Origin of the sequence: Streptomyces synnematoformans, from assembly GCF_039531005.1 — a bacterium.
Classification (GTDB): domain Bacteria; phylum Actinomycetota; class Actinomycetes; order Streptomycetales; family Streptomycetaceae; genus Streptomyces; species Streptomyces synnematoformans.
The window spans coordinates 20,347-41,470 of sequence record NZ_BAAAPF010000025.1; the positions used below are offsets into that span (position 1 = coordinate 20,347).

Sequence of the window (21,124 nt, forward strand, 5' to 3'; positions counted from 1 at the left end):
GACAGCCGAGGTGACCCATTCGTTCACTCACAGAATGGGAAACGGGAAACAACCACATGCGCCTTGTTCCACCCGAGTCCGGTGCCGCAAGCTGACCGGTGCCGGTGACCGAAGGCCGCGGCAGCGGCAAGGTCACGGGAGGCCGGATGCCTGAGCGCACGCACGAGTTCGGGCCCGAACTCCGCAGGCGGCGCCTGGCGGCGGGGCTCACGCTCGATCGCCTCGCCGCGCTGGTGCACTACAGCAAGAGCCATCTGAGCAAGGTCGAGACCGGGCAGAAGGGTCCCACGCCGGAGCTGGCCCGGTGGTGTGACACCGCGCTCGACGCGGGCGGCGTGCTCGCCGCTCTCGTGCCGGAGCGCGCCGTGTCCGCCCGACTTCCTCCGGCGAGCAGTGACGGTGAGGTGTGGTCGTTGCGCATGCACAAGGCAGGGGCGGGCCGGTTCGAATCCGCGGCCCGGCAGCCCGGTTCCACGGTCGGCCGCGGTGCCGGTGCCGGTGCTGGTGCGAGCCGCGGCTCCGGTGCCGTCTTCGCCTTCGACCTCGGCGGCCTGCGGGCCGCAGCCGACGCCGCGGGGACAACGCTGGTCGAGGCGTCCCGGGCGGCGTTCATCCAGTCCCGCCGGCTCGGTCAGACGGCCGGTCCCGGACTCCTGCTGCCCTCGCTGATCGCCCAGACGCACACCACGGAGCAACTCGCCCTGCACTCCGGCCCGCGTACGCGGCGCGACCTGCTCGTCCTGGCCGCCCGGTTCGCCGAGTACACCGGCTGGATGGCCCAGGAGTCCGGCAACGACGAGGCCGCCCTGTGGTGGACCGACCGGGCCGTGGAGCTGGCGGAAGCCGGCGACGACCGCCATCTGGCGGCGTACGGCCTGGTCCGGCGGGCCCTCGTCAGCCTGCTCCGCGGCGATGTCGCCCTGGCCATCGGCCTTGCCGCACACGCCCGCGACGCCGACGCCCCGCCCCGCATCCGCGGCCTGGCCGCCCAGCACGAGGCCCAGGGCCACGCGCTCGACGGCAACTACAGCGCGTGCATGCACAGCCTCGACCGGGCCCGCGAACTCCTCGCCCTCGACCGGTCGGACTTCGCCGAGCCGGTCATCGGCGCCTCCCACGTCCCGGACGTCGTGTCGCTGTACACCGGCTGGTGCCTGTACCACCTCGGCCGTCCCCAGCGCGCCGCCGACTACCTCGCCCGGGAGACCGAGCGCATGCCGTCGCACGCACTGCGCACCCGCACCCGCGCCGGTGTCCGTCTGGCCCTCGCGCACGCGGCGTCCGGCCAGGTCGAGCACGCCTGCGACCTCCTGCGCCCCCTCCTCGGCCACGTCGGCCTCGTCCACTCCGCCACCATCCTCGCCGACCTCCGCCGTACGGCCCGCCTCCTGGGCCGCCACCCGCGCAACGCCGCCGTACGCGAACTGAGTCCCGACCTCACCGCGGCCCTGACCGCCGCCCCACCACGCACCACCCGCTGACCGCACCGCCCGCTCACGAACACCGATCACCCACATCCGCACGAGAGGACGATCCGTCATGCCCGAAATCTTCATCAACTACCGCACGAGCGACGGCAAGGACGCCGCCTACGCGATCTACCAGGAGCTGGCCCGCCGCTTCGGCGACCGCATGGTCTTCCTCGCCGCCCAGTCCATCCCCGCCGGCGAGAACTACCACAACGCCCTGACCAAGGGCGTACGCCGCAGCAGCGTCCTGCTGGCGTTGATCGGCCACGGGTGGGTCGACGCCGTGCACCCCGAGCGGCCGGGCAGCCGGGCGCTCGACCACGAGAACGACTGGGTGCGCCGCGAGATCGAGGAGGCGTTCGCCCACGGCGTCGCCGTCGTGCCCGTCCTCGTCGGCCGCCACACCGAACAGCTCGACCCCCGCCGGCTCCCCGAGAGCATCGTCGCGCTGGCCGACTGCCAGTACATGCGCTTCACGTTACGCACCGCCCGCCACGACCTCGCGCTCATCGGCGACCAGCTCGCCAAGCAGGTCCCCGAACTCGCCGCCGCGGACCGCGGACCCGACCCCGCTGCCGCCCCGGCGGACCCGCCCGCCGAGCCGGCCCCCGGCGACGACACCCCCCGCGACCCCGGCACCGGCATGCACAACACCGGCCAGAGCGGGGGCATCGGCAACATCAGCGGCCACGTCGGCACCGTCGTCGGCGAGGCGAACGCCCCCTTCCACACCGGGTCCGGCGACCAGATCGACGGCACTCAGGTCAACGGCGACGGCAACGTGGTCGGCGGCAGCGGCCACGGCGGCATCAACCAGAACTTCGGCCCCGCGCGCCGCCGCCGGGAGGGCGATCGCTGATGGACCTCGGCACCTTCGTCTCCCGGACCCAGGCCCCGTTCCACACCGGCTCCGGCGACCAGCACATCTACATCGCGGCGATGGCCGAGGCGTCCCAGCGCCTCGGCACCCACGGCAAGGACCCCCGCAGCCTCGCCGAGGAGCAACTCGCCTTCGCGTACCAGCGCTTCGTCCCGCCCCGGCGCCTCGGCGAGGCCCGCCGCCTGCTGCACGAGCACCGCATCGCCGTCATCGCCGGAGCACCGGGCTCCGGCCGGCACACGGCCGCCCAGATGCTGCTGTACGAGCCCACCGCCGGCATCGGCATCCACGAGGTGGACCCGGAGGACGGCGAGGCCGGCGGCCTGACGCTGGACCGGCAGGCCGTCGCCGACGGCGATCGCCTGCTGCTCGACCTGTCCGACTGCCAGACGACCCGCTTCGCCGGGCTGCAGAGTGAGCTGTCGGCCTTCCGTGCCGTCGTCGAGGAGCGTGGCGCCCGCCTCGTCGTCGTGCTCTCCCCGCACCTCGACGAGTTACTGACCGCGGAGTTGCGCCGACTGACGGTGCGCCTGCACCGCCCGCGCGCGGACCACGTGCTGATGCGCCATCTGCGCCGCGCGCACATCACCCCGCCCCCAACCGCACTCACCGCCCCCGCACTCACCCACTTCCTCGCCGACGCCCCGATGCGCGACATCGCGCGGCTCGCCGAGGGCGTCCGCCGCGCCCGGGACGACGTGCCCGCCGGCACGTTCGACGACTGGTGGCCGGACGAGCTGGCGCAGCTCAGGGAGGACGACCCCGAGGGAATCGAGTTCGTCGACAAGCTGACGGACGGACGGCAGCGCGCCCTGGCCCTGACCGTCGCGATGCTCCACGGCTCCGCGCCGGACACCATCTACCACGCCGTGACGGCCCTGCTGCAGGAGCTGAAGCACCCCGAGGACGAACGCCCCCGGCTGGACCGGGCCGATCTCAACACCGAGCTGACCAAGCTCGACTGCCCTGCGGGACGGGGCGGCCGGGTGCGCTTCACGGAGCCCGGCCGCGTCCGGACCGTGCTCGCGCACTTCTGGTCGTACTTCCCCGACCTGCGGCCCACGTTCCGCACCTGGGTCGCACACTGCGTACGGAACCTGCGGCTGGACCGCGACGAACGGGACCGGGTCATCGAACGCTTCGCCGCGCAGGCGCTGCGCACCGGGCAGCCCGAAGAGCTGGTGTCGCTCGCCCGGGAGTGGACGGCGGACGGGAAACAGGAACTCATGCCGGACGCCGCCCAGGCGCTGGCGGCCGGGGTGCGTCACGACGTGCACGGCCGCGCCGTACGGGAGTGGATCCTCGCCGACGTACGCCAGCGGGACCTGCCCAGGACGTACCGGCTGGCCCTGACCGTGGTCTGCTCCCAGGTGATGGCCGTGGGCCACCCGGACCAGGCCCTCGTCCGGCTGCACCACCTCGCCCGCGCCGAGGACGACCGCGACGGCCCACCCGCGTTGACGGCCCTGCTCTCTCTGGCCACGAGCGACCGCCGCCTCTGCGTCCTGCTCCTCACCCGCCTCACCTCCTACGGCATCCGCCCCACCGGCTTCCGCTCGGCGTCCGAGTCCCGCATCTTCCTCGCCCTCGCCGACGCGGCCGCCGGGCGCCCGGCCCTGTGCACCGACCACGTCGCCCGCCGGCGGCTGACGGAGTGCTGGGCCACCGTGTTCGCGTACGGCGCGCACGAGGAGTGGACGCCGCACGTCCGCACCTGGCTGTCCGCCGCCGGGGCCGCGGAGTACCGCGCGCACCGCGACGCGCTGCTCACCACGCTGGCCGCCGCGGCGGCCCCGTATCCCGCGGCCGCCGGCCGGACGTTCGTCGTCTCGCAGCGGTGGGCGCTGGCGCCCGGCGACGACCGCGCGCAGCGCCGCGACACCGCGGAGCACTACCGCCGCAGCCTCGGCGCCGCCCAGGGCATCGGCCCCGCGCCCGAGGCGCCTCCGTCCGGGGCACCTCCGTCCGAGACACCCCCGTCCGAGGCGCCCCCACCCGCGGACCCCGACGTCACCCCGGAGGCCCCCTGATGAGTTCCGGCCATCGCACCGTGACGGTCTTCCTCACCGTGATCTGCCTGCTCGTCCTGTCCATCGCCGGCCTCACCGCGGGCTGGCCCCGATGGCTGTGGCCGGCGTACGGCGCCGTGCTGCTCGCCGGCACGATCGCCGCGGTCCGGGCCGGTGCACTGCGCGACGGCGACATCCCGCCGGAGTGCACCCTGGAGCCTGATCTCCCGATCCCGCCCCCGCCGCGCCAGGAGCACCGGATCACGAGGATCGCGCTGCCCAGCGCCGTGCCCGACTACGACTTCCTCTTCTCCGCCACGGTGCGCTGGATCCCGCAGGAGTCCGAGAGCCCGCACTTCGACCCCTGCGGCCTCGCGGTGCACGCCGTGCTGCTGCGCGCCCGGGAGTTCGCCGCCCGGCAGTCCCCGCGGTCGCCCGCCATGGTGCAGCACCAGCTGAACGGCGTGCTGAGCGTCATGGAACCGGACGGCTCCGGCCGCGTGCTGGCCATGGCAAAGGACGTCGTCCTCGCCCTGTCGGACTCCGATCGGGAGCGGCTGAGCAAGCTCTCGAACGTCCGCAAGGACGAGGACGTCTGGGAGCACGAGCGCAACTACGAGCGGAACAAGCGGATGTACCTCTCCGACGACGTACTCAAGGACCCCGGCAGTGCCGTCGTCTGGTGGCTGGCGCGCAACGACGAGCACGTGGAGGAGACGGTGGAGCGCATAGGGCTGCTGGCGCAGCTGTCGGCCGCGGCGAACAACAGCGAGGTGGCGCCGCCGTTCCGCGACCTGTTGTACGCGCCGGAGCCGGAGGCTTCGCACGCGCCGGAGCACGAGCCTGAAGGGCCCGCCGTGCCGCCGGAGGAACGGGTCGCCGAGCAGGTGATGCGCTGGCTCGGGTTCAACGGCGACGACCCCGAGATGGTCCACCTCGCCGCGCGCGTGGCCCAGGGCGTACGCGCCATGGGCAGGGAGGAGGAGGCCGACAGGTTCCTCCGCCTCTTCGCCGACGCCGAGCCGCCGCCCGACGAGGACCCGGTTGGGCCGCCGCCCGACGAGGGCGGCCCGTACGTCCCCGCGGGCTGAACGTCGCCTGGCCGGAGGGGGGTTCGTCCTAGACTGCGTAGCCATGAGGGACAGGGGCGGGGAGCGGGCGGGCACGGTGCGGGTGGCCGTGGTCGGGGGCGCGGACGACGACGAGTTGGACGCGCTCACCGGGCAGCTGCGGCAGGCGTTGCTGGAGTTGGAGGTCGACGACGTTCGTCCCGTGCGGGCGGCCGGTGCCGCGCCGGAGGGGGCCAAGCCGGGGGAGGCCGTCGCGGTCGGGGTGCTGGCGGTGACCCTGGTGCCGGTGGTGCTGCGGTCCGTCGTGCGGCTGGTGGAGGTGTGGCTGCAGAACCGGCCCGTGCGGTCCGTACGGCTGGAGCTGGACGGCCGCAGCCTCGAACTCGGCGACGCCTCCGGCGCCGAGAAGCAGCGCCTCATCGAGGCGTTCCTCGACGCCGGGCCGTCGGCCGGGCAGGAGCCGGCCGGCCGGGAAGCCGCCGACCGGGGCTAGTCGTGGCCGCACCCGTCTCCGGCCGGCGCGACGCGCTGCTCATCGCCACCGACACGTACGACGACGCCGCCTTCCGTCCCCTCCGCTCGCCCGGCCAGGACTGCGCCGGTCTCGCCCGGGCCCTGGCCGACCCGCGGATCGGCGGCTTCCGGGCCGAGCAGCTCAAGGACGCCCCGGCGCACCGGGTGATGCGCGCCGTCGAGCGCTTCTTCCGCGACCGCGGCCGCAACGACCTCCTCCTGCTCCACCTCTCCTGCCACGGCATCAAGGACGACGACGGCCACCTCCACTTCGCCGCCCGCGACACCGACCGCGACCTGCCCGCCTCGACGGCCATGCCCGCCGCGTTCCTGCGCAGCCGGCTGGAGCGCTGCCGGGCGGGCACGGTCGTCGTGCTGCTCGACTGCTGCTACAGCGGCGCGTTCCTGACCGGCGCCAAGGGCGACGACCAGGTGCACCTGCGGGACGAACTCGCCGGCTCCGGCCGGGTGGTGCTCACCGCGACCAGCCGCACCGAGTACGCCTGGGAGGGCGAACGCCTGGAGACCGCCGCCCCGCAGCCCTCCCGCTTCACCGGCGCGCTCATCGAGGGGCTGGCCACGGGCGCGGCGGACCTCGACGGCGACGGCCGGATCACGGTGACGGAACTGTACGACTACGTCTACGAGTCGCTGCACCGCACCGGTGTCCGGCAGCGGCCCCGGATGTGGGCGGATGTGGAGTACCAGGTCGTCCTCGCCCGCGTACCCGCGCCGCAGCCGGCGGAGGACGGCGACCCGCCGGAGGAGGACGGCGGCCCGCCGGAGGGGGACGGCACCGCGTCGGCGGACGACGACACGGATCTCCGGGAGCCGGTGGACGGCGTGGCGGGAGCGGGCCGGTTCCGCCGGGGGACGGACGCCCTCGTCCCCTTCGAGATGGATCTGGCCGACATGACCCGCGACCGGGTCGAGGAGTTCGCGATCGAGACCGCGGTCGTCTGCCCCGCCTGCGCGGGCGGCCTCACGGCGGCGGGGACGTCGGTGGAACTGTGCGCGTCCTGCCGCGGCGTGGGCCGGGTCGATGCCTCCACGTGCCGCACATGCAGGGGCCTGGGCACGATCCTGCCGCACCCGTGCCGCACGTGCGGCGGCGACGGCCGGGTCCGGACCACCCGTACGCTCCGCGTCAAGATCCCGGCGGGCGTCTCGGACGGCATGCGCATCCAGCTTGAGGGCGAGGGCGAAGTCGGCCCGGGCGGCGGCCCGGCGGGGGACCTGTACATCGACATCCGGCAACGGCCGCACCCCGACTTCACCCGGGAGGACGACGACCTCCACCTCCGCGTCCGGCTGCCCGCGGCGGCCGCTGCCGCGGGCACCGCCGTGCGCGTACCGACCCTGACCGACGGCGAGAAGACCGTCCGCATTCCGGCCGGTATCCGCGACGGCCAGGCCCTCCGCCTGCACGAACTCGGCATGCCCCGGCTCAGGAACGAAGGCCGCGGCGACCTCATCGTCCACGTGGACATCTACGCCTGACACCGCCGCGCCGCCCCTGCCTGCGCGCCCGCCCTCGCGCCCGCCCCGCGCCCCGTTGCGCGTCGCGCGCCCCCTCCCGGAGATGGCTTGTTTCGCGCCGGTGGCTCCTACAACCCCCCAGCCGCGTCACGGGTCTTACCGGGTATCCGGGGCATGAGCCGTATGCTTCTGAAATCCCTCTGTGTCCAGAAAAGGGAGTACAGCTATGCGTTCCACCCGACTCAGGAAGTTCGCTGTGGCCGTCGCCGCCGCCGCGCTGGTCCTCACGCCCGCCGGCGCCGCGTACGCGGGCAGCGGCCCCGCGCCGTCGCCCGCCGGCAAGAGCGACCGGGCCGCCGCCCAGGACACGGCCCCGACGGCCCGGGGCAACCCCGAGAGCAAGCGCGCCCGGGCCGCCGGGGTCTGCGACGACGCGTACCAGATCGGCGCCACCGGCTACATCAAGCGCGGCGGCGCGACCATCGCCTCCGTCAAGCAGTTCTACTCGCCGGAGTGCAAGGAGAACTACGGCTACCTGTGGGTGTGGGACAGCTTCCGCAGGACCGCGACGCCGTACGACCTGACCCTCGGCGTGTTCAGCTACGACCAGGACAAGGTGCTCGGCAGGACCGGCGCCACCGACACGGATCAGCAGGAGGTCTGGACGCCGGGCACCGACACGGTGAGCGACTGCACGGCCGCCGTCGGCTCGCTGCGCCCCGAGGGCGTTCCGCTGCCCGCCCAGGCCGCGTCCGAGAAGCGCTGCTGACGGGGTTCTTCGCGCGTACGCCGACGGGGCCGCGAGCGCGCCGCGGGCCCGTCGGCGCACCGGCGCGTGCCGGTGCGTACCGGCACGCGCGCTCTCCGCACGACGGGGGAGCAGTCCGGGGGTTGCCGGGCGGGTCAGCCCCGGCCGGGTGCGGCGCCGAAGGGGTCGACGCCGGTCAGCTCCGCCGACAGCGCCCACAACCGGGCGGCCTGGTCCGGGTCGGCGGCGTGGTCCCGTACGCCCGGCCGCATCTCCTGCTCGCCGCCGGGGCCTGCGGGCTCGGCGACCTCGCAGTCCTCGCAGTACACGCCGCCCAGGCCGGCCAGCCGCGGCGAGGTCGCCGCCCACACCTGCGTGGCCGCGCCCTGCTCGGGGGTCTTGAAGGCGCCGCTGAGATTGCCGTCCGCGTCGAACCAGCCCTGCGCGACCTGCTCCTCGTGCGGGACGTGGCGCACGAGTTCGGTGAGGATCATCCCGGGGTGCACGCTGAAGGCCCGTACGCCGGAGTCCCGGCCGAGGGCGTCGAGGTGGACGGCGAAGAGCGCGTTGGCGGTCTTCGACTGGCCGTAGGCCGCCCACTTGTCGTACGGCTCGGCGCGGAAGTGCGGGTCGTGCCAGCGGATGCCGGAGAGGTGGTGGCCGCGGGAGGACAGGGCGACGACGCGGGCGCCGCCGTCGCGGACGAGGGCGGGGTGGAGGCGGCCGGCGAGGGCGTGGTGGCCGAGGTGGTTGACGGCGAACTGCCCCTCCCAGCCCGCGGGTCCGACGCGGGTTTCGGGGCTGGCCATGACGCCGGCGTTGGTGACGAGGAGGTCGAGGGAGCGGCCGGAGTCGAGGAAGCGGTCGGCGAAGCGGCGGATGCTGTCCTGGTCGGCGAGGTCCAGCTCGTCGACCTCGACGCCGCCGGGGCCTTCGGGGGCGGCGAGGCCGTCGAGCGCCTTCTCGGCGACGTCACGCCGCCGGGCCGGTACGACGACGCGGGCCCCGGCCCGTACGAACGCGCGGGTCGTCTCCAGCCCCAGGCCGACGTAGCCGCCGGTGACGACGGCGAGCCGGCCGCCCAGGTCGACGCCGCGCAGGACGTCGGCGGTGGTGCTCCGGGCGTCGAAGCCGGAGCCGGTGCGCTGCTGCGGAGTAATCGAGTGCGTCATGTCGCGGACGCTACGACCTGGAGGACACTCCAACGCAAACCCGGCACGGGCCGGGAGGTGCCGCCGGTGCCCGCCGGCCCGGTCCCCTGTTCCGGGCCCGCCGGCACCGACGGTGTGGAACGGCCGGGGAACGACCGTTCTCGCAGCAGACAGTAATGTGGAGAACGGTCGTTCTCAAGCGGCGGGACTCCGCCGGTACCGGATCGGGACAGCGCCGGTACGTTGTCACCGACGTGCGGCGAGGCGGTGTGGCGGCGTAGCGGCGTGACGGCGGGAACGCGGGCGAACGGAGCAGGGGACATGGACGCGGACAACGAGGCCGCCCGGGAGCGCGTGCTCGAAGCGGCCGGCGAACTCTTCTACACCCACGGCATCCGCGCGGTCGGCATGGACCGTATCCGCGACGCCGCGGGCGTCTCCCTCAAACGCCTCTACCGCTGCTACGCCTCCAAGGACGAGCTGGTCGAGGCATACCTCCGGGACCGCGACCGGCGGGTGCGCGGGGCGCTCGCGGAGTACGTCGCCGGGGAGGCAACCGGGCGCCCGCGGGAGCGGGTGCTGGCGGTCTTCGACTGGCTGCACTGGTGGTTCGGCGAGCCGGGCTTCCGCGGCTGCCCGTTCACGAACGCCTTCAACGAGGTCGGCGCGGAGAGCGCCCGCGCCGCCGCCGCGGTCCACGACCACCAGCGCGCCGTGGGCGCGTACCTCCGCGACCTGATCGCCGCCACGGGCACCCCCGACCCGGACGCCGTGACCAACCGCTTCCTCGTCCTCTACGCCGGCTCCCTCACCTGCGCCGCCATCTCCCACAGCCGCGCCCCGGCGCTGTACGCACGCGAGACAGCAGCGGCGCTGCTCCCGGCGGACCCCCGGGCGGCGTAGCGGCGGGGGCCCGGGGCGGCCCGGGCCCCGACCCCGGCGCGCGGAAGCCGCCTGCCGCACCGTCACGAGCGAAGGAGTCCGGCCGCTACGCGGGCCAGCTGAGCATCGCCGTGTCGACGATCTCATCCAGCTCCGCAGGGCCGAGGCCGTTGGCGGCCTGCACCGCGATGCCGAAACCCATCGTCATGACGAACCGGGCAAGACGTCGAGGGTCGACGTCGCGCGGAAGATCACCCTCGTTGACGGCGTGCCGGAAGCGCTCCTCAAGGCGGACCCCCGCGTCGTTGCGCCAGTCGACAAGCAGGTCGTGGACGGCCCGGCTCTCGTCGCTCGACGCCAGCGCACCCTGCACGGTCAGGCACCCGGAGGGGCCGCCGGGAGGGGTCGTGGTGCAGACCGCTCCGCGGAGGAAGGCCAAGGCCACGGCCCGTGCGGTGGGCTCCTCCAGGGCGCGCGTGGCATAGGCGGCCGGCCCCGCGCCGTAGCGCTGGAGGGCCTTGCGGAACAACTGTTCCTTGTTGCCGAAGGCCGCATACATGCTCGTCTTGGTGATCCCCATGGCGCCGGTCAGCTCGGTGAGGCTTGCGCCTTCGTAACCTCTCGCCCAGAACACCCGCATCGCGCGTTCCAGCGCCTGGTCGATGTCGAATTCTCGAGGCCGGCCCATAGCGGCCCTACGGGAGTCGCCCATGCCGCAAGCGTACCTCTCGGTACAGATCCACGCTGACCAGCAGTTTTCATCCTGTCCAGGTGGCGAACGCAGTTCAGTACCGATCGGTGCTGATGTGCTACGGTGGTTTCTGAACCGACCGGTACTTAATTATAGGGAAGGGAAGTCCGCGCCATGAAAACCGTTTCGCTCGGCAGCCTCAACGTCTCGCGCATCGGTCTCGGAGCCATGGGAATGTCGGCGTTCTACACCGGCGCCGGCCAGTTCGACGACGAGTCGATCCGCACGATCCACCGCGCCCTCGACCTCGGGGTCACCCATATCGACACCGCCGAGGGGTACGGCCCCTTCGTCAACGAGAGGCTGGTCGGCCGGGCCGTGCAGGGGCGCCGGGACGAGGTCGTGCTGGCGACCAAGTTTGGACTGATCTCCCACGCCGGTGGCCCGGTTCCGGACAGCACCCCGGCCAACATCCGCCTGGCCGTGGAGGGATCACTGCAGCGCCTGGGTACCGACCACATCGACCTCTACTACCAGCACCGGGTGGACCCCGGCACGCCCATCGAAGAGACCGTCGGCGCGCTGGCCGAACTGGTGGCCGAAGGCAAGATCCGTCACATCGGCCTGTCGGAGGCCGGCCCCGCCACGATCCGCCGCGCCCACGCCGTGCATCCGGTCACCGCGGTGCAGTCCGAGTACTCCCTGTGGACCCGCGACCCGGAGGCCGGGATCCTGCCCGTCCTGCGCGAACTGGGTATCGGCTTCGTGCCGTACTCCCCGCTGGGCCGCGGCTTCCTGACCGGCCACATCCGCTCTCTGGACGATCTCGACGCCGACGACTGGCGCCGCACCAACCACCGCTTCGCCGACAGCAACCTGGAACGCAATCTGCGGATCGTCGACGAGGTCCGGGCCGTGGCCGCCGAGATCGACACCACGCCGGCGCAGGTCGCCCTGGCCTGGCTGCTCGCCCAGGGCGACGACATCGCGCCCATCCCCGGCACCAAGCGAGCCGCCCGGCTGGAGGAGAACGCCGCCGCCGACCACATCGAGCTGACCGCCGCCCACGTCACCCGCCTCAACGACCTGCCCCGGGCCTCCGGCGAGCGCTACAACATGGCCGCCATCGACCGCTGATCGAAGACGTACCCTCACGCACGCCACGGGTCGGCATCCCGGCGAAGCGACCCGCACACGCACCAGTTCGCCGCCGGGTCCGGGCGGGGGTGGCCTGTTGTGTCCGGACGTCTGGGAGCGAACTGGGAGTCGATCTTGAGTCGCGAACGGTTTCCGAGGGTCGCGAACGGTCGCGAAGCCCGGACCGTTGCCCCAGGTCAGAGCGGTAATGAGCGGTGCCCCCGGCAGGATTCGAACCTGCGACACCCGCTTTAGGAGAGCGGTGCTCTATCCCCTGAGCTACGGAGGCGGGACGTGTTGAAGTCCTTGTAGAAAATCCCGCGGGGGATCTCTCACCAAGATCATCGCACGTCGGTGGTGCCTACCGCTTGGCCTCAGCTGGGGGCGGGGACACATACACGCCGTCCCCGGCCCTGCCCCAGCGTCGACTGAGAGAGACACCGGGGACAGCGTAGCGGACCGGGCGAGGCGGATGCGGTGAGGGCTCAGTGGCTGCATCGGTAGTGGATGAGTCGGCTGGTCGCCTTCTGTGACATGGCGAAGCCGAGCATGACCAGTGTCTGGCGGGTGGGCCCGTACGCGATCATGCGGCGATTCCAGAAGAAGGAGTCGAGAGAGGCGTTCGTGGACTCTGCGTCGACGCGGCGTCCCTTGATCTTCTGGAAGGTGGCCGTGCCCTCCGGGATCTGGAGCAGCTTCTCGGCGCGGTCTATTTTCTCGGGTTTGTCGGATGTGCTGTTCGAGGCAACTCGGATGCGCACCGTGTGGTCGCCGTGCCGGCACGGGATGGATACGAGGTGGTATCAGCGGTAGCTGCGGGCTGTGGGGCGGCGTTCGAGTTTAAGGATCGGCAGGAGGCCGAGGCGTGGTGGTGCCGCCGTCGGTGATGTGCCGTTCGGTGACCCGGCCGCGTTCCGTGGTCCAGAGGTCGTGGTGGCACTTGTCGGTGGTGTAAGGGGTCGAGGCGGCGGGGGTGGACGGTGCCTGCTGTTTGTTGATCGCGAGGTGGCCCTTGTCGGCGATGGCGGCCCGGTGGACGCCGCGAAACAGGCCGTCCCAGGTGACGCCGAGGCAGCCGGGAGCCTTCCCGAAGAGGCGGCGGAGCCCAGTCAAGGCGAGGCTGCCCTCGCCGCCCTCGTGGCGTGGCGGCTGGTAGCGCACGTCGAGGACGACGTGGCTGGTGTAGGCGTCGGTACGGGAGGAGAGCAGCACGAATCTCGGGCCTCAGACGAGAGCACGAAATATTCCGACACCCGTTCCGGTCGATCTGGCAAGAGCGAGGAGACCGGGTCAGCACTCCAATCCACGCGGACTCGTCACTGGCAACCAGCTGACGCCTCACCTCACCTGGCAAGAATTCGCAGGTCACAAGGATACGCTGGCGCCTCGCCTCGGGGTGTGCAAAAATCACACACATGGATGGGGCGCAGAGCTGGGTCGAAGTAGGCGGCCGCATCGCCGAAGCGCGCCTAGCCGCCGGCCTGAGCCAGGGCGATCTGGCCTCGAAGGTAGGCCTGGATCGGACGGCTGTCGTGCGCATAGAGGCCGGAGACCGGCGGATCACAGCTCTCGAGCTGTTCCATCTCGCCGACGCCTTGGAGGTGCCGCTTGCGCATCTGGTGTCGAGGCCACCGACTTCGCTGGTCTCCCGGCGTAGCGCTTTGGAGGAGATGGCAGACGTCGCTGAACGAGCGCGTTACCGTCTTGACGCCCACTTGGAGGAGCATGCCCGCCACGCCCAGTGGTTGATCACCCATGCTTTCCTTGCACCGCCGCAGCCGGAACCCGGCGTGCAACGGGGTGCCGCCGAGGCCGATCCAGTTGCCCTCGCACAGGCCGCAAGGAGGGCCGTGGACGCGCCGAGTGGGCCTCTCGGTCCTCTGGCCGACGTACTGGAACGACTCGGCCTCTACCTGACGGTCGTTGACGAGGAAGCCGAGGGCGCCTCGCTCCTCCTCGACGGCTACGGTGTAGCTGTGATCAGCGGCAAGGCCGATCCAGGCAGGCGCCGATGGACTGCAGTACATGAACTCGGCCACCACCTGCTGCAGGACGAGTACCACAGCGACGCTGGCGTAGCCGCAGGACGCGATGAGCGCGAGCAGATCATCGACCAGTTCACCGAGGAGTTCCTGCTACCCGCAGACGACCTGCTCCGCGCCTGGGAGAGCGTCGACAGCGGCCAGTCCGCCAGATCGGTCATGGTCGACTTGGCGGCTCGCTTCCGTCTCTCTTGGAGAGCCGTGGTGAACAGGGCTGTCCACTTGGGAGTGCTGGACAGAGGTGAAGCCAGGCGGCAGAAGGCGGATACGCCCGTACGCGGCGACTTCCTGGCGGTATACGGCAGCACGCCGGCGCCGGACCTGGAAGGGGGAGCCACAGGTGCCCAGTGGCGGCGTGCGGTGATGTCGGCGTGGAGCGAAGGAGCAGTTACGGCGCCGCGAGCCGTCGAGCTCCTCTACGGCGCCATCCGGGAAGACGAGCTCCCCAGTCGCCAGCTGGAGGAGAGCCTGCCTTGACCTCTACCGTCGGCACGCCGGAGGCGTCCGACGCACAGGTGCTCGTCTGGGACACATCTCCACTCCACCACGCGATCAAGGCCGAAAAGATCGATATCTTGGGGGACATGGCCCGGAATGCGGGCGAGGGGCGTCGACGCAACTTGACCACACAGGCAGTCATCGACGAGCTGCTCTATCACCAACTGCCCCTCGATGGTTTGGGATGGCTGGAGATCGTGCACGTCGACGGTCTGGAGGAGATCCACGCGCTGGTCCGGTGGATGGAGCGGGTCTCCGGCCAGAGGTCCAATCAAGGGGAAGCCACGGTGCTCGCCTACGCCGAAACACACGACGCCATCGCTGTCATCGACGACCGCGACGCTCGACGGATCGGCCGGACGGGCGGACTGGAGGTATACGGCTCTCTGCGCATCGTCGCCGAGTCAGTCCGAGTTGGCCACACCACCGAGTACGCGGCTACGGCCCTGGTCGACGCACTCATCAGTACTGGCATGCGCTACCCGTGCCCGCCCGGTGAATTCATCACCTGGGCCAAACGTAAAGGCATCCTCTGACTTAGCCCTATCCTCAGTGCACCACCCGCAGTGGGTTCAGGGAGAAGGGTGGCAAAGCCACCGACAGGCGGCCGTGTGACGTTCATGTAATCGAGCCTCCGATGATGCCAGAACGGTTCAGTGGCCTCCAAGATCGAGCGTGGCGGCGCCGCCACAGGGTGCGAATGCCCGTCAAGAGCGTGGCAGGGCCGCACGGTCCTGGACGGTGATGTGGAGGGTGTGAAGGGGCTGGGTGCGTGTCGGGCGGACGACCTCGAACCATTCATCGCCCTCCTGCAGATGGTGAACGATGCTCTGGTAGTAGCGCCAACCGAATCCGATGCCGACCTGCCAGGTTGTATCGCTGTAGCGACTGCCGAGTACTGGAGCTCCGTGGAGGTAGACGGAGTCGAGGGGGCGAGAAGTGCGTTCGAGGTGGGCGAGGACTGCAGCTGCGGCCCGACCTAGGGGGCTTGTCTCGCTCCATCGGGTGAGGGCCTGGAGAGCTGCTGGATCGGTGGGTTGGGCGTCGGGCAGTTGGAGTTGCTCGATGGTGGCCGCTTTGCGGTGAACCAGGTCGATGAGGTCGATCCGGACCGGGCGGGGCACCCAGCGGTCGATGCCGTCGAAGGCTTCGATCATGTGATCCCGAGGGGCGCGACCTGCTGACGGATCGGGCGTGAGCGTTTCGAGCCGGGTGCGTGCGGCGGAGACAGGTTCGCCCCGGCTCCACAGCAGGGTCATCTCGAACCCTTCCTCTTCCAGGGTCTTGCGTTCGCGGAAGTGGATCTGCAGGCCGCGGCTGCTTCCTTTGAGGGCGCGTTTCATCGATGCAGACGGGTCACGGCCGTAGGACAGGGCGTGGACGAACTCGGAGGTGAGACGCTCGTCGGTGCGGTGCTCGACAACGACGTCGACGTCTGCCGGGTTCAGTGCGCCGCGAGCGTACGATCCGAAGACGAGGATCTCGTCGATGAGGTCCAGCGGCCAGCCGCCCTCCTCGAGTCGGTCGAGCATGTCTTTGAGGAGTGACGTGGCACGATCGCGCTTCACGGATGACCTCCGCTGCCTGGGTTCGGTTGTCCACGGTGACTTCTGGCTCGTCGTGATGGCGGCGGCTGGGAAGCCACCGCTTTGAGTGGTTCAGGTGGTCTGGCGAGGGGTGGTATCGAGGGCTCGGGAGGTGATGGTGCTGAGGGCCCCGGAATAGGTGGTGCCCAGCGCCGTCACGGTCCCGGGGAAAGGGCCGGGGCCATGGCGCAGGGCGCTGACATGGTTCTCGGGTAAGAGCACACGGTCTCCGACTTCGAGTGGGTCGGCGCCTCTCCAGCGGTATCCGTAGCCGTCGACCGTGACGATTTGGTCGCCGTCGACTTCGTAGCGGCGGGTCTTGGCGTCCAGCTGTTCCTGTAGCGTACGGATCTGCTGCTCAAGGTGTTCGACACGCGAGGCGGCGGCGCTCCGCTCCCATTCCCGTGCTTGTGTTCGGCCGGCTTGAAGGCCTTGCTGATAGGCCTCCACGAGGGCTCTCTCGTGCTCGGTGGTGTGTATCTTGCAGGCGAATCCGGGGCCGGAGAACTGAGCGCGGCACGGGCTGCCGGACTTGGTGGGGCGACCGCAGGGACGTTGATGGACTTCTTCGAACACGGTTCTCCTCGCCAGTGGGTGGAGTGAGCGTCACAAGGCGGTCGGCAGCGAGATTGCCGGCTCGGAGATGGGCTGCGGGATGCTGTCGGGTACCGGCTGACCCTGCTCGGCACAGGTGAGCGTGAGCAACTGGAGATAGCCGACGGAGATCCGGCGTCCAGGGACCTTGCCCGCAGCCTGTTCGAATCGCTGGAGTGTGGCTCGCTTGATGCCCAGGAATCCGGCGGCTCTGTCGATGTCGAGGCCGACGGCCTCACGGATACCGCTGAGGATCTTGGCGTTGTCATGCCAGATCTGAGGTGCCCTCTCGGCAGCGTCACGGGAAACGTCTGCACGGGCCGCCGCCAGGGCTGCGTCGACGCGGTCGGCACGGGCCCCGAGAAGGAACCGGGCCAGTCGGGAAGCGGAGACCGCGCGGTCGATGCCTTCACTCCAGGACTGGGACGCCTCTTGGAAGACACGGCCGCGGGCATTGGCGCAGGCCTCGCGTTCCCCGGTGTCGGCGCTGTAGGAGCGGTGCTGGTCGCTGGTGCAGGGCAGCATGACGTCGACTGCCAGGTCCATGTCGCGGTCCCATGAGGCGTCGGATTCAAGGCCGTTGATGATGTCTCGCACTTGCTGGCGTTCCTCCGAGGAAAGGATGCTCGCAAGTGCCTCTGCGGCTGCCTGGGCCTCGGGGCGGCCAGCGGGCTCAAAACCGCCGCCCCAAGCATGGGAGGCGTTCTCTCCCTCTGTCTTGCGGAAGGCCACGTCTATGGCATCGAGGGTATGTGGACTCCAGGCGTGCATCATGAGGATGAGTTCCTGAAGGGCGTGGGTGGCCGACGTGGTGTCCTGGCCGGCCCGGGTTCCTCGGTGATGCCCGGTCGCCGCCATCCAGTCTGTGAAGCTCTCCGACGCGTCTGGATCGCGCGGGTGATGCGGATCCTGATGCTCCCACCAGCGTACGGCCCGCACCAGGCAGGCGTGCGCGTACTGGATTGCGGCGTACCAGCCGAACAGCGCCTCCCGGTAGTCATCGATATGCCGGTCTTCGGCGAGAGCGGCGGTCTCGGTGCGGCAGTGCTGCGGGCATTCCGCCTCATACACTCGGAGGAGCGCGGCGCGCGTCTCGGGGTACGTCAGCAGGGCCGCCTGCAGGTGCTCGTACTTGGGCCCGCGATCTCGCCGTCTTTCGAACCCGTGATCGAGGAAAGGCTGGAACCGGGGTTCATGACGCCAGTGGGCTGCTTCCCTGCGGACACGGAAATTCTGCATCCAGGCGCCGGTCGCGATGACCTCACGTAAAGCGGAGGCGACGTCACTGCGCAGCGCCGCACCCAGCGCGATCAGAACGAGCAGACGCTGGGGATCACCACGCAGAGCGGACATCACCAGGTTGACATCGTCATGACGGTGAAGATGACGCTGAAACATGACCACACCCCTCACCCACGCAACGGCCTCCTGTCGCGCTGCCGCCACCGCGCGGGAGCCTGCGTTCTCATCCTGCCTGCGGAACCGGGGCGTCCGGCCCAAGTCTGCGGAATCGGCGCCCGGAACCTCGTGCGGAGCTCAGCCGGCCGGTGGCCGATGGACGGCTCTGGTGGGCCTGGTAGGCATCGCGGAGCTTCTGCAGTGCAGCTTTGCGTTGCGTGTGCAGGTCGATGATCTACTGGTGGTTCGTGTTGAACCCCGGCCATACCAGGGTCAGCGCACACGACGTCAGGACGACCACTCCACGTGCAGCACGCAGCGCGACGGTGGTCAGCCAGTGGTGTGCTCCGGGTCGGCCGCCTGGGCTTCGGCGAACGTGCCGAAGCCGGTGGAGCAGCTGAGCAGGGTGAAGTCCATATCGCCGGCGGTGAGCCGGCTGGTGAAGTAGTGCCCGGTGGCCGTCTGGGGCATCAGGCCTGTCACGGAGATATGACATGTCCTCTCGTGCCGAGGACTGCGGTACTGGTGCTCCGCGCGGGGCGTGTTGTCGTACACGAGCCTGATCTCGGCAGTTATGCAGTTGGCGAGTGAGTGCGTTGTGGCGCTGCTCGACCGGGAGGTGCTCTCCTTGGAGCGGAGTGTGGCGTGCTGGCTACAGAAGGTCTGCTCGATGTATGGCTGCTGGTAGTCCTCCCGTGCGGCCCCGGCTAGGCGGGGCACCCGGCTTAGTGTTACCGGGTCGGGTACAGGTGGTGGACCGTGCCCCGGCTGGGGGCGGTAGGTCCGGACGGCCTTCGTGGAACGCCGGGGTCGGGACTTGCGGAGCTAGCGGGCTTCGTATGCGGCGGTGGTGTGGGTGCGGGCCTCGTCGAGCAGGGTGCGTAGACGTAGGGCGTCGGGGGCTACGGCGGTGGTGAGTGCGGCGGGGCCCGGGAGGGGGGTGAGCGCGGCTTGGGCGGGGGCGAGGACGTGCGGTTTCGCGGGGGTGGCGGCGAACCCGGGGGCGGCGACGAGCAGTTGTCCGGTGGCGCGGTTGTCGGCGAGTACGGCGGGGCCGTCCCAGGCGGGGGCGCCGGGGCCGTAGTCGGTGGCCTGGTCGAGGAGCGGGCGGCCGCCGCTGCGTACCGTGAGGCGTGAGACGAGGCGGCCGGGCGGCTCGCCGGTGCGGCCGAGTACCTGCTCCTCGCGGAACACCAGGCGCGCGGTGGGGGCGAGGTCGATGCGGTACGTCGCGTGGAGCCGGCTGCCGCGGACGGAGACCAGCGGCTCGGGCAGCCAGTGCAGCTCGGCGCCGTCGCCGACGGCGAGGGACACGTCGTAGCGGGCGGGCTCGCCGGCGGTGCCCGGGAGGGCCAGGGTCGCGGCGGCGCTGGTGACCCGCAGGGCGGCGCCGGCCTCCACCCGTACGTCGAGCCGCACCCGGTCGCCGCCCAGCGGGCCGGCCATCGCGCCGACCAGACACACCCGCGCCTCCCCCGCGCCCGCGCGGACCCGGCGCAGGGCGATGGGCCCGTCCCCGGCCAGCTCCGGGAGCGCGGTACCGCCGCGCGCGTCGGGGGCGGCGGTGATGCGGGCGTGCGCCCGGACTCCGCCGGTGGCACGGGTTCCGCCCTGGGGACGGACTTCGGCGGTGGCACGGGTTCCGTCCGATGGGCGGACTTCGGCGGTGGGCGCCGCGGCGGCGTCCGTCACGCCGCGCGCCACGAGGCGACGCGCTCGCGCAGCCAGTCCGCGACCGGCCGCACACCGCCCTCCTGCGCCAGCGAGGTGAACACGACCGGCTTTCCGCCGCGTTGGGCCCGCGCGTCCCGCGCCATGCGTGCCAGGTCGGAGCCGACGTAGGGGGCGAGGTCGGTCTTGTTGACGACGAGCAGGTCGGCCGTGGTGACACCGGGGCCGCCCTTGCGGGGGATGTCGTCACCGCCCGCGACGTCGATGACGAAGAGCTGCGCGTCGGCCAGGCCGCGGGAGAACGTGGCCGTGAGGTTGTCGCCGCCGGACTCCACCAGGACCACGTCCAGGGGCCCCACCGCCGCCTCCAGTTCCTCGACCGCCTCGACGTTGGCGGAGATGTCGTCCCGGATGGCGGTGTGCGGGCAGGCGCCCGTCTCCACGGCGGTGATCCGCTCCGGCGGCAGCACGGCCTCACGGAGCAGGAACTCGGCGTCCTCGCGGGTGTAGATGTCGTTGGTGACGACGGCCAGGGACAGCTCGTCGTGCAGCAGCCGGCACAGCGCGGCGACGGTGGCGGTCTTGCCGGAGCCCACCGGACCGCCGAGCCCGACGCGCAGGGCGCGGCGCCGGGTGGCGCGTCCGGCCGGTGCCGGGGGTCCGAGGACGCGGCGCGCGGGGGCGCCGGAGGTGTGGTGCTGCGGAGCGGTGGTCTCGGAGTGGTCGAGGTGCATGCCGTCTCCCTGGGGTCCGTACGAGGTCGGCCGAGGTCTGCCTACGAGGCGAAGAGCCGCGCCGTGCGGACGGCGTGCTCCTCTGCGGCGATGTCGAGGAGCGGGGCGCCCGCCGCGGGCAGCACGTCCACGTCGGTCCGGCCCCCGGCGGCCGCGCGGACACCCGCCGTCGTGGCCCGCGCGGCGACGTCGTCCAGTTCCGGGGCGAGGCGGGCGAGGACGGCGGTGGCCTCGAAGGGGTCCAGGCCGAGGAGCCGTACCGTCGCGGTCGCCGGCCCGGAGACCGCCTCGTACACCGCGGCGTACGAGGCGTCGGCAGGGCCGAGGCCCGCGGCCCGCGCGGCGACGCCCAGGACGACGGGCTGGTGGACGCCGCGCGGGCGGGACTCGGCGAGGGCGTCCAGCTCCGCGGCCGGCCAGGCGGCGCGGGCGGCCCGCAGCAGTTGGCGGCCCAGCCTGCGGGCGGTGGCGCGCAGGGCGGGGGAGGGGGTGCGGGCGTCGGCGGCCCCGTCGAGGCGGAGCAGAACCCGCTGCCGCCGCCCGACGCCCGCCCCGTGCCCGTGCCCTGGCCC

General features: G+C 71.7%; 22 protein-coding genes and 1 tRNA gene. 11 read left to right on the plus strand and 12 right to left on the minus strand.

Features of this window, described 5'->3' with window-relative positions:
• Window positions 1-146 precede the first annotated feature (146 nt).
• The 7 genes from ABD317_RS07370 to ABD317_RS07400 all read left to right on the plus strand — a co-directional run bounded on the left by ABD317_RS07370 (window position 147) and on the right by ABD317_RS07400 (window position 8,189).
• On the plus strand, window positions 147-1,481 hold the full coding sequence (locus ABD317_RS07370) for an NsdA family TPR-like regulatory protein (RefSeq protein WP_344288978.1): 1,335 nt from the start codon (window positions 147-149) through the stop codon (window positions 1,479-1,481).
• A 58-nt stretch (window positions 1,482-1,539) separates the two neighbouring features.
• Window positions 1,540-2,328: a toll/interleukin-1 receptor domain-containing protein gene (locus tag ABD317_RS07375; protein ID WP_344288979.1), complete on the plus strand. Its 789-nt coding sequence runs from the start codon at window positions 1,540-1,542 to the stop codon at window positions 2,326-2,328.
• Window positions 2,328-4,379, plus strand: coding sequence for an ABC transporter substrate-binding protein (locus ABD317_RS07380; RefSeq protein WP_344288980.1), 2,052 nt, complete (start codon window positions 2,328-2,330; stop codon window positions 4,377-4,379). The genes ABD317_RS07375 and ABD317_RS07380 overlap by 1 nt, the downstream gene beginning before the upstream one ends.
• Entirely contained in the window at window positions 4,379-5,449 is a 1,071-nt protein-coding gene (locus ABD317_RS07385) for a hypothetical protein (protein WP_344288981.1), read from the plus strand. Before ABD317_RS07380 ends, ABD317_RS07385 begins: the two co-directional genes overlap by 1 nt.
• Window positions 5,450-5,492: 43 nt before the next feature.
• The gene (locus tag ABD317_RS07390; protein ID WP_344288982.1) at window positions 5,493-5,921 is read left to right on the plus strand and encodes a hypothetical protein; all 429 of its coding nucleotides are present in this window, start codon (window positions 5,493-5,495) and stop codon (window positions 5,919-5,921) included.
• Window positions 5,922-5,923: 2 nt separating this feature from the next.
• The gene (locus ABD317_RS07395) at window positions 5,924-7,441 is read left to right on the plus strand and encodes a caspase, EACC1-associated type (protein ID WP_344288983.1); all 1,518 of its coding nucleotides are present in this window, start codon (window positions 5,924-5,926) and stop codon (window positions 7,439-7,441) included.
• Window positions 7,442-7,646: 205 nt separating this feature from the next.
• Window positions 7,647-8,189 (plus strand): hypothetical protein, encoded by a 543-nt coding sequence (locus ABD317_RS07400; protein ID WP_344288984.1) that lies wholly within the window; start codon window positions 7,647-7,649, stop codon window positions 8,187-8,189.
• A gap of 134 nt (window positions 8,190-8,323) precedes the next feature.
• Here ABD317_RS07400 and ABD317_RS07405 read toward each other — a convergent pair whose 3' ends face one another.
• On the minus strand, window positions 8,324-9,340 hold the full coding sequence (locus ABD317_RS07405; protein ID WP_344288985.1) for an SDR family NAD(P)-dependent oxidoreductase: 1,017 nt from the start codon (window positions 9,338-9,340) through the stop codon (window positions 8,324-8,326).
• A 300-nt stretch (window positions 9,341-9,640) separates the two neighbouring features.
• Here ABD317_RS07405 and ABD317_RS07410 point away from each other — a divergent pair, with 300 nt between their 5' ends.
• Window positions 9,641-10,222 carry a TetR/AcrR family transcriptional regulator gene (locus ABD317_RS07410; RefSeq protein WP_344288986.1) on the plus strand — a complete coding sequence of 194 codons (582 nt, stop codon included), beginning with the start codon at window positions 9,641-9,643 and terminating at the stop codon, window positions 10,220-10,222.
• 85 nt (window positions 10,223-10,307) lie between these two features.
• Here the strand turns inward: ABD317_RS07410 and ABD317_RS07415 are convergent, their stop codons facing one another.
• Window positions 10,308-10,913, minus strand: coding sequence for a TetR/AcrR family transcriptional regulator (locus ABD317_RS07415; protein WP_344288987.1), 606 nt, complete (start codon window positions 10,911-10,913; stop codon window positions 10,308-10,310).
• 153 nt (window positions 10,914-11,066) lie between these two features.
• Here ABD317_RS07415 and ABD317_RS07420 point away from each other — a divergent pair, with 153 nt between their 5' ends.
• Entirely contained in the window at window positions 11,067-12,029 is a 963-nt protein-coding gene (locus tag ABD317_RS07420) for an aldo/keto reductase (protein ID WP_344288988.1), read from the plus strand.
• 216 nt (window positions 12,030-12,245) lie between these two features.
• On the opposite strand, the gene ABD317_RS07425 is transcribed toward ABD317_RS07420, so the two are convergent.
• The 3 genes from ABD317_RS07425 to ABD317_RS07435 form a co-directional block, all read right to left on the minus strand.
• Window positions 12,246-12,318 (minus strand) — tRNA-Arg (locus ABD317_RS07425).
• Window positions 12,319-12,514: 196 nt separating this feature from the next.
• Window positions 12,515-12,790, minus strand: a complete 276-nt coding sequence (locus tag ABD317_RS07430; RefSeq protein ID WP_344288989.1) for a hypothetical protein — start codon at window positions 12,788-12,790, stop codon at window positions 12,515-12,517.
• A 79-nt stretch (window positions 12,791-12,869) separates the two neighbouring features.
• Entirely contained in the window at window positions 12,870-13,241 is a 372-nt protein-coding gene (locus ABD317_RS07435; RefSeq protein ID WP_344288990.1) for a hypothetical protein, read from the minus strand.
• 203 nt (window positions 13,242-13,444) lie between these two features.
• On the opposite strand from ABD317_RS07435, the gene ABD317_RS07440 reads away from it, so the two are divergent.
• Window positions 13,445-14,548 (plus strand): helix-turn-helix domain-containing protein, encoded by a 1,104-nt coding sequence (locus ABD317_RS07440; protein ID WP_344288991.1) that lies wholly within the window; start codon window positions 13,445-13,447, stop codon window positions 14,546-14,548.
• Window positions 14,545-15,105, plus strand: coding sequence for a PIN domain-containing protein (locus ABD317_RS07445; protein ID WP_344288992.1), 561 nt, complete (start codon window positions 14,545-14,547; stop codon window positions 15,103-15,105). The genes ABD317_RS07440 and ABD317_RS07445 overlap by 4 nt, the downstream gene beginning before the upstream one ends.
• Before the next feature lie 171 nt (window positions 15,106-15,276).
• Here ABD317_RS07445 and ABD317_RS07450 read toward each other — a convergent pair whose 3' ends face one another.
• The 7 genes from ABD317_RS07450 to ABD317_RS07480 all read right to left on the minus strand — a co-directional run.
• Window positions 15,277-16,137 (minus strand): nucleotidyltransferase domain-containing protein, encoded by an 861-nt coding sequence (locus tag ABD317_RS07450; RefSeq protein ID WP_344288993.1) that lies wholly within the window; start codon window positions 16,135-16,137, stop codon window positions 15,277-15,279.
• Window positions 16,138-16,227: 90 nt separating this feature from the next.
• Window positions 16,228-16,731 (minus strand): FliH/SctL family protein, encoded by a 504-nt coding sequence (locus ABD317_RS07455; RefSeq protein ID WP_344288994.1) that lies wholly within the window; start codon window positions 16,729-16,731, stop codon window positions 16,228-16,230.
• Between the two features lie 30 nt (window positions 16,732-16,761).
• Window positions 16,762-18,147 carry a hypothetical protein gene (locus tag ABD317_RS07460; RefSeq protein WP_344288995.1) on the minus strand — a complete coding sequence of 462 codons (1,386 nt, stop codon included), beginning with the start codon at window positions 18,145-18,147 and terminating at the stop codon, window positions 16,762-16,764.
• A gap of 330 nt (window positions 18,148-18,477) precedes the next feature.
• A complete protein-coding gene (locus ABD317_RS07465; RefSeq protein WP_344288996.1) occupies window positions 18,478-18,867 on the minus strand; it encodes a Cap15 family cyclic dinucleotide receptor domain-containing protein in 390 nt (129 codons plus the stop codon).
• Window positions 18,868-18,972: 105 nt separating this feature from the next.
• Window positions 18,973-19,851: an urease accessory protein UreD gene (locus ABD317_RS07470; protein WP_344288997.1), complete on the minus strand. Its 879-nt coding sequence runs from the start codon at window positions 19,849-19,851 to the stop codon at window positions 18,973-18,975.
• Window positions 19,836-20,552, minus strand: a complete 717-nt coding sequence (gene ureG, locus ABD317_RS07475) for an urease accessory protein UreG (protein WP_027754685.1) — start codon at window positions 20,550-20,552, stop codon at window positions 19,836-19,838. Before ureG ends, ABD317_RS07470 begins: the two co-directional genes overlap by 16 nt.
• Before the next feature lie 41 nt (window positions 20,553-20,593).
• Window positions 20,594-21,124: urease accessory protein UreF (locus tag ABD317_RS07480; RefSeq protein ID WP_344288999.1), on the minus strand; the 531-nt coding region annotated here is incomplete at its 5' end.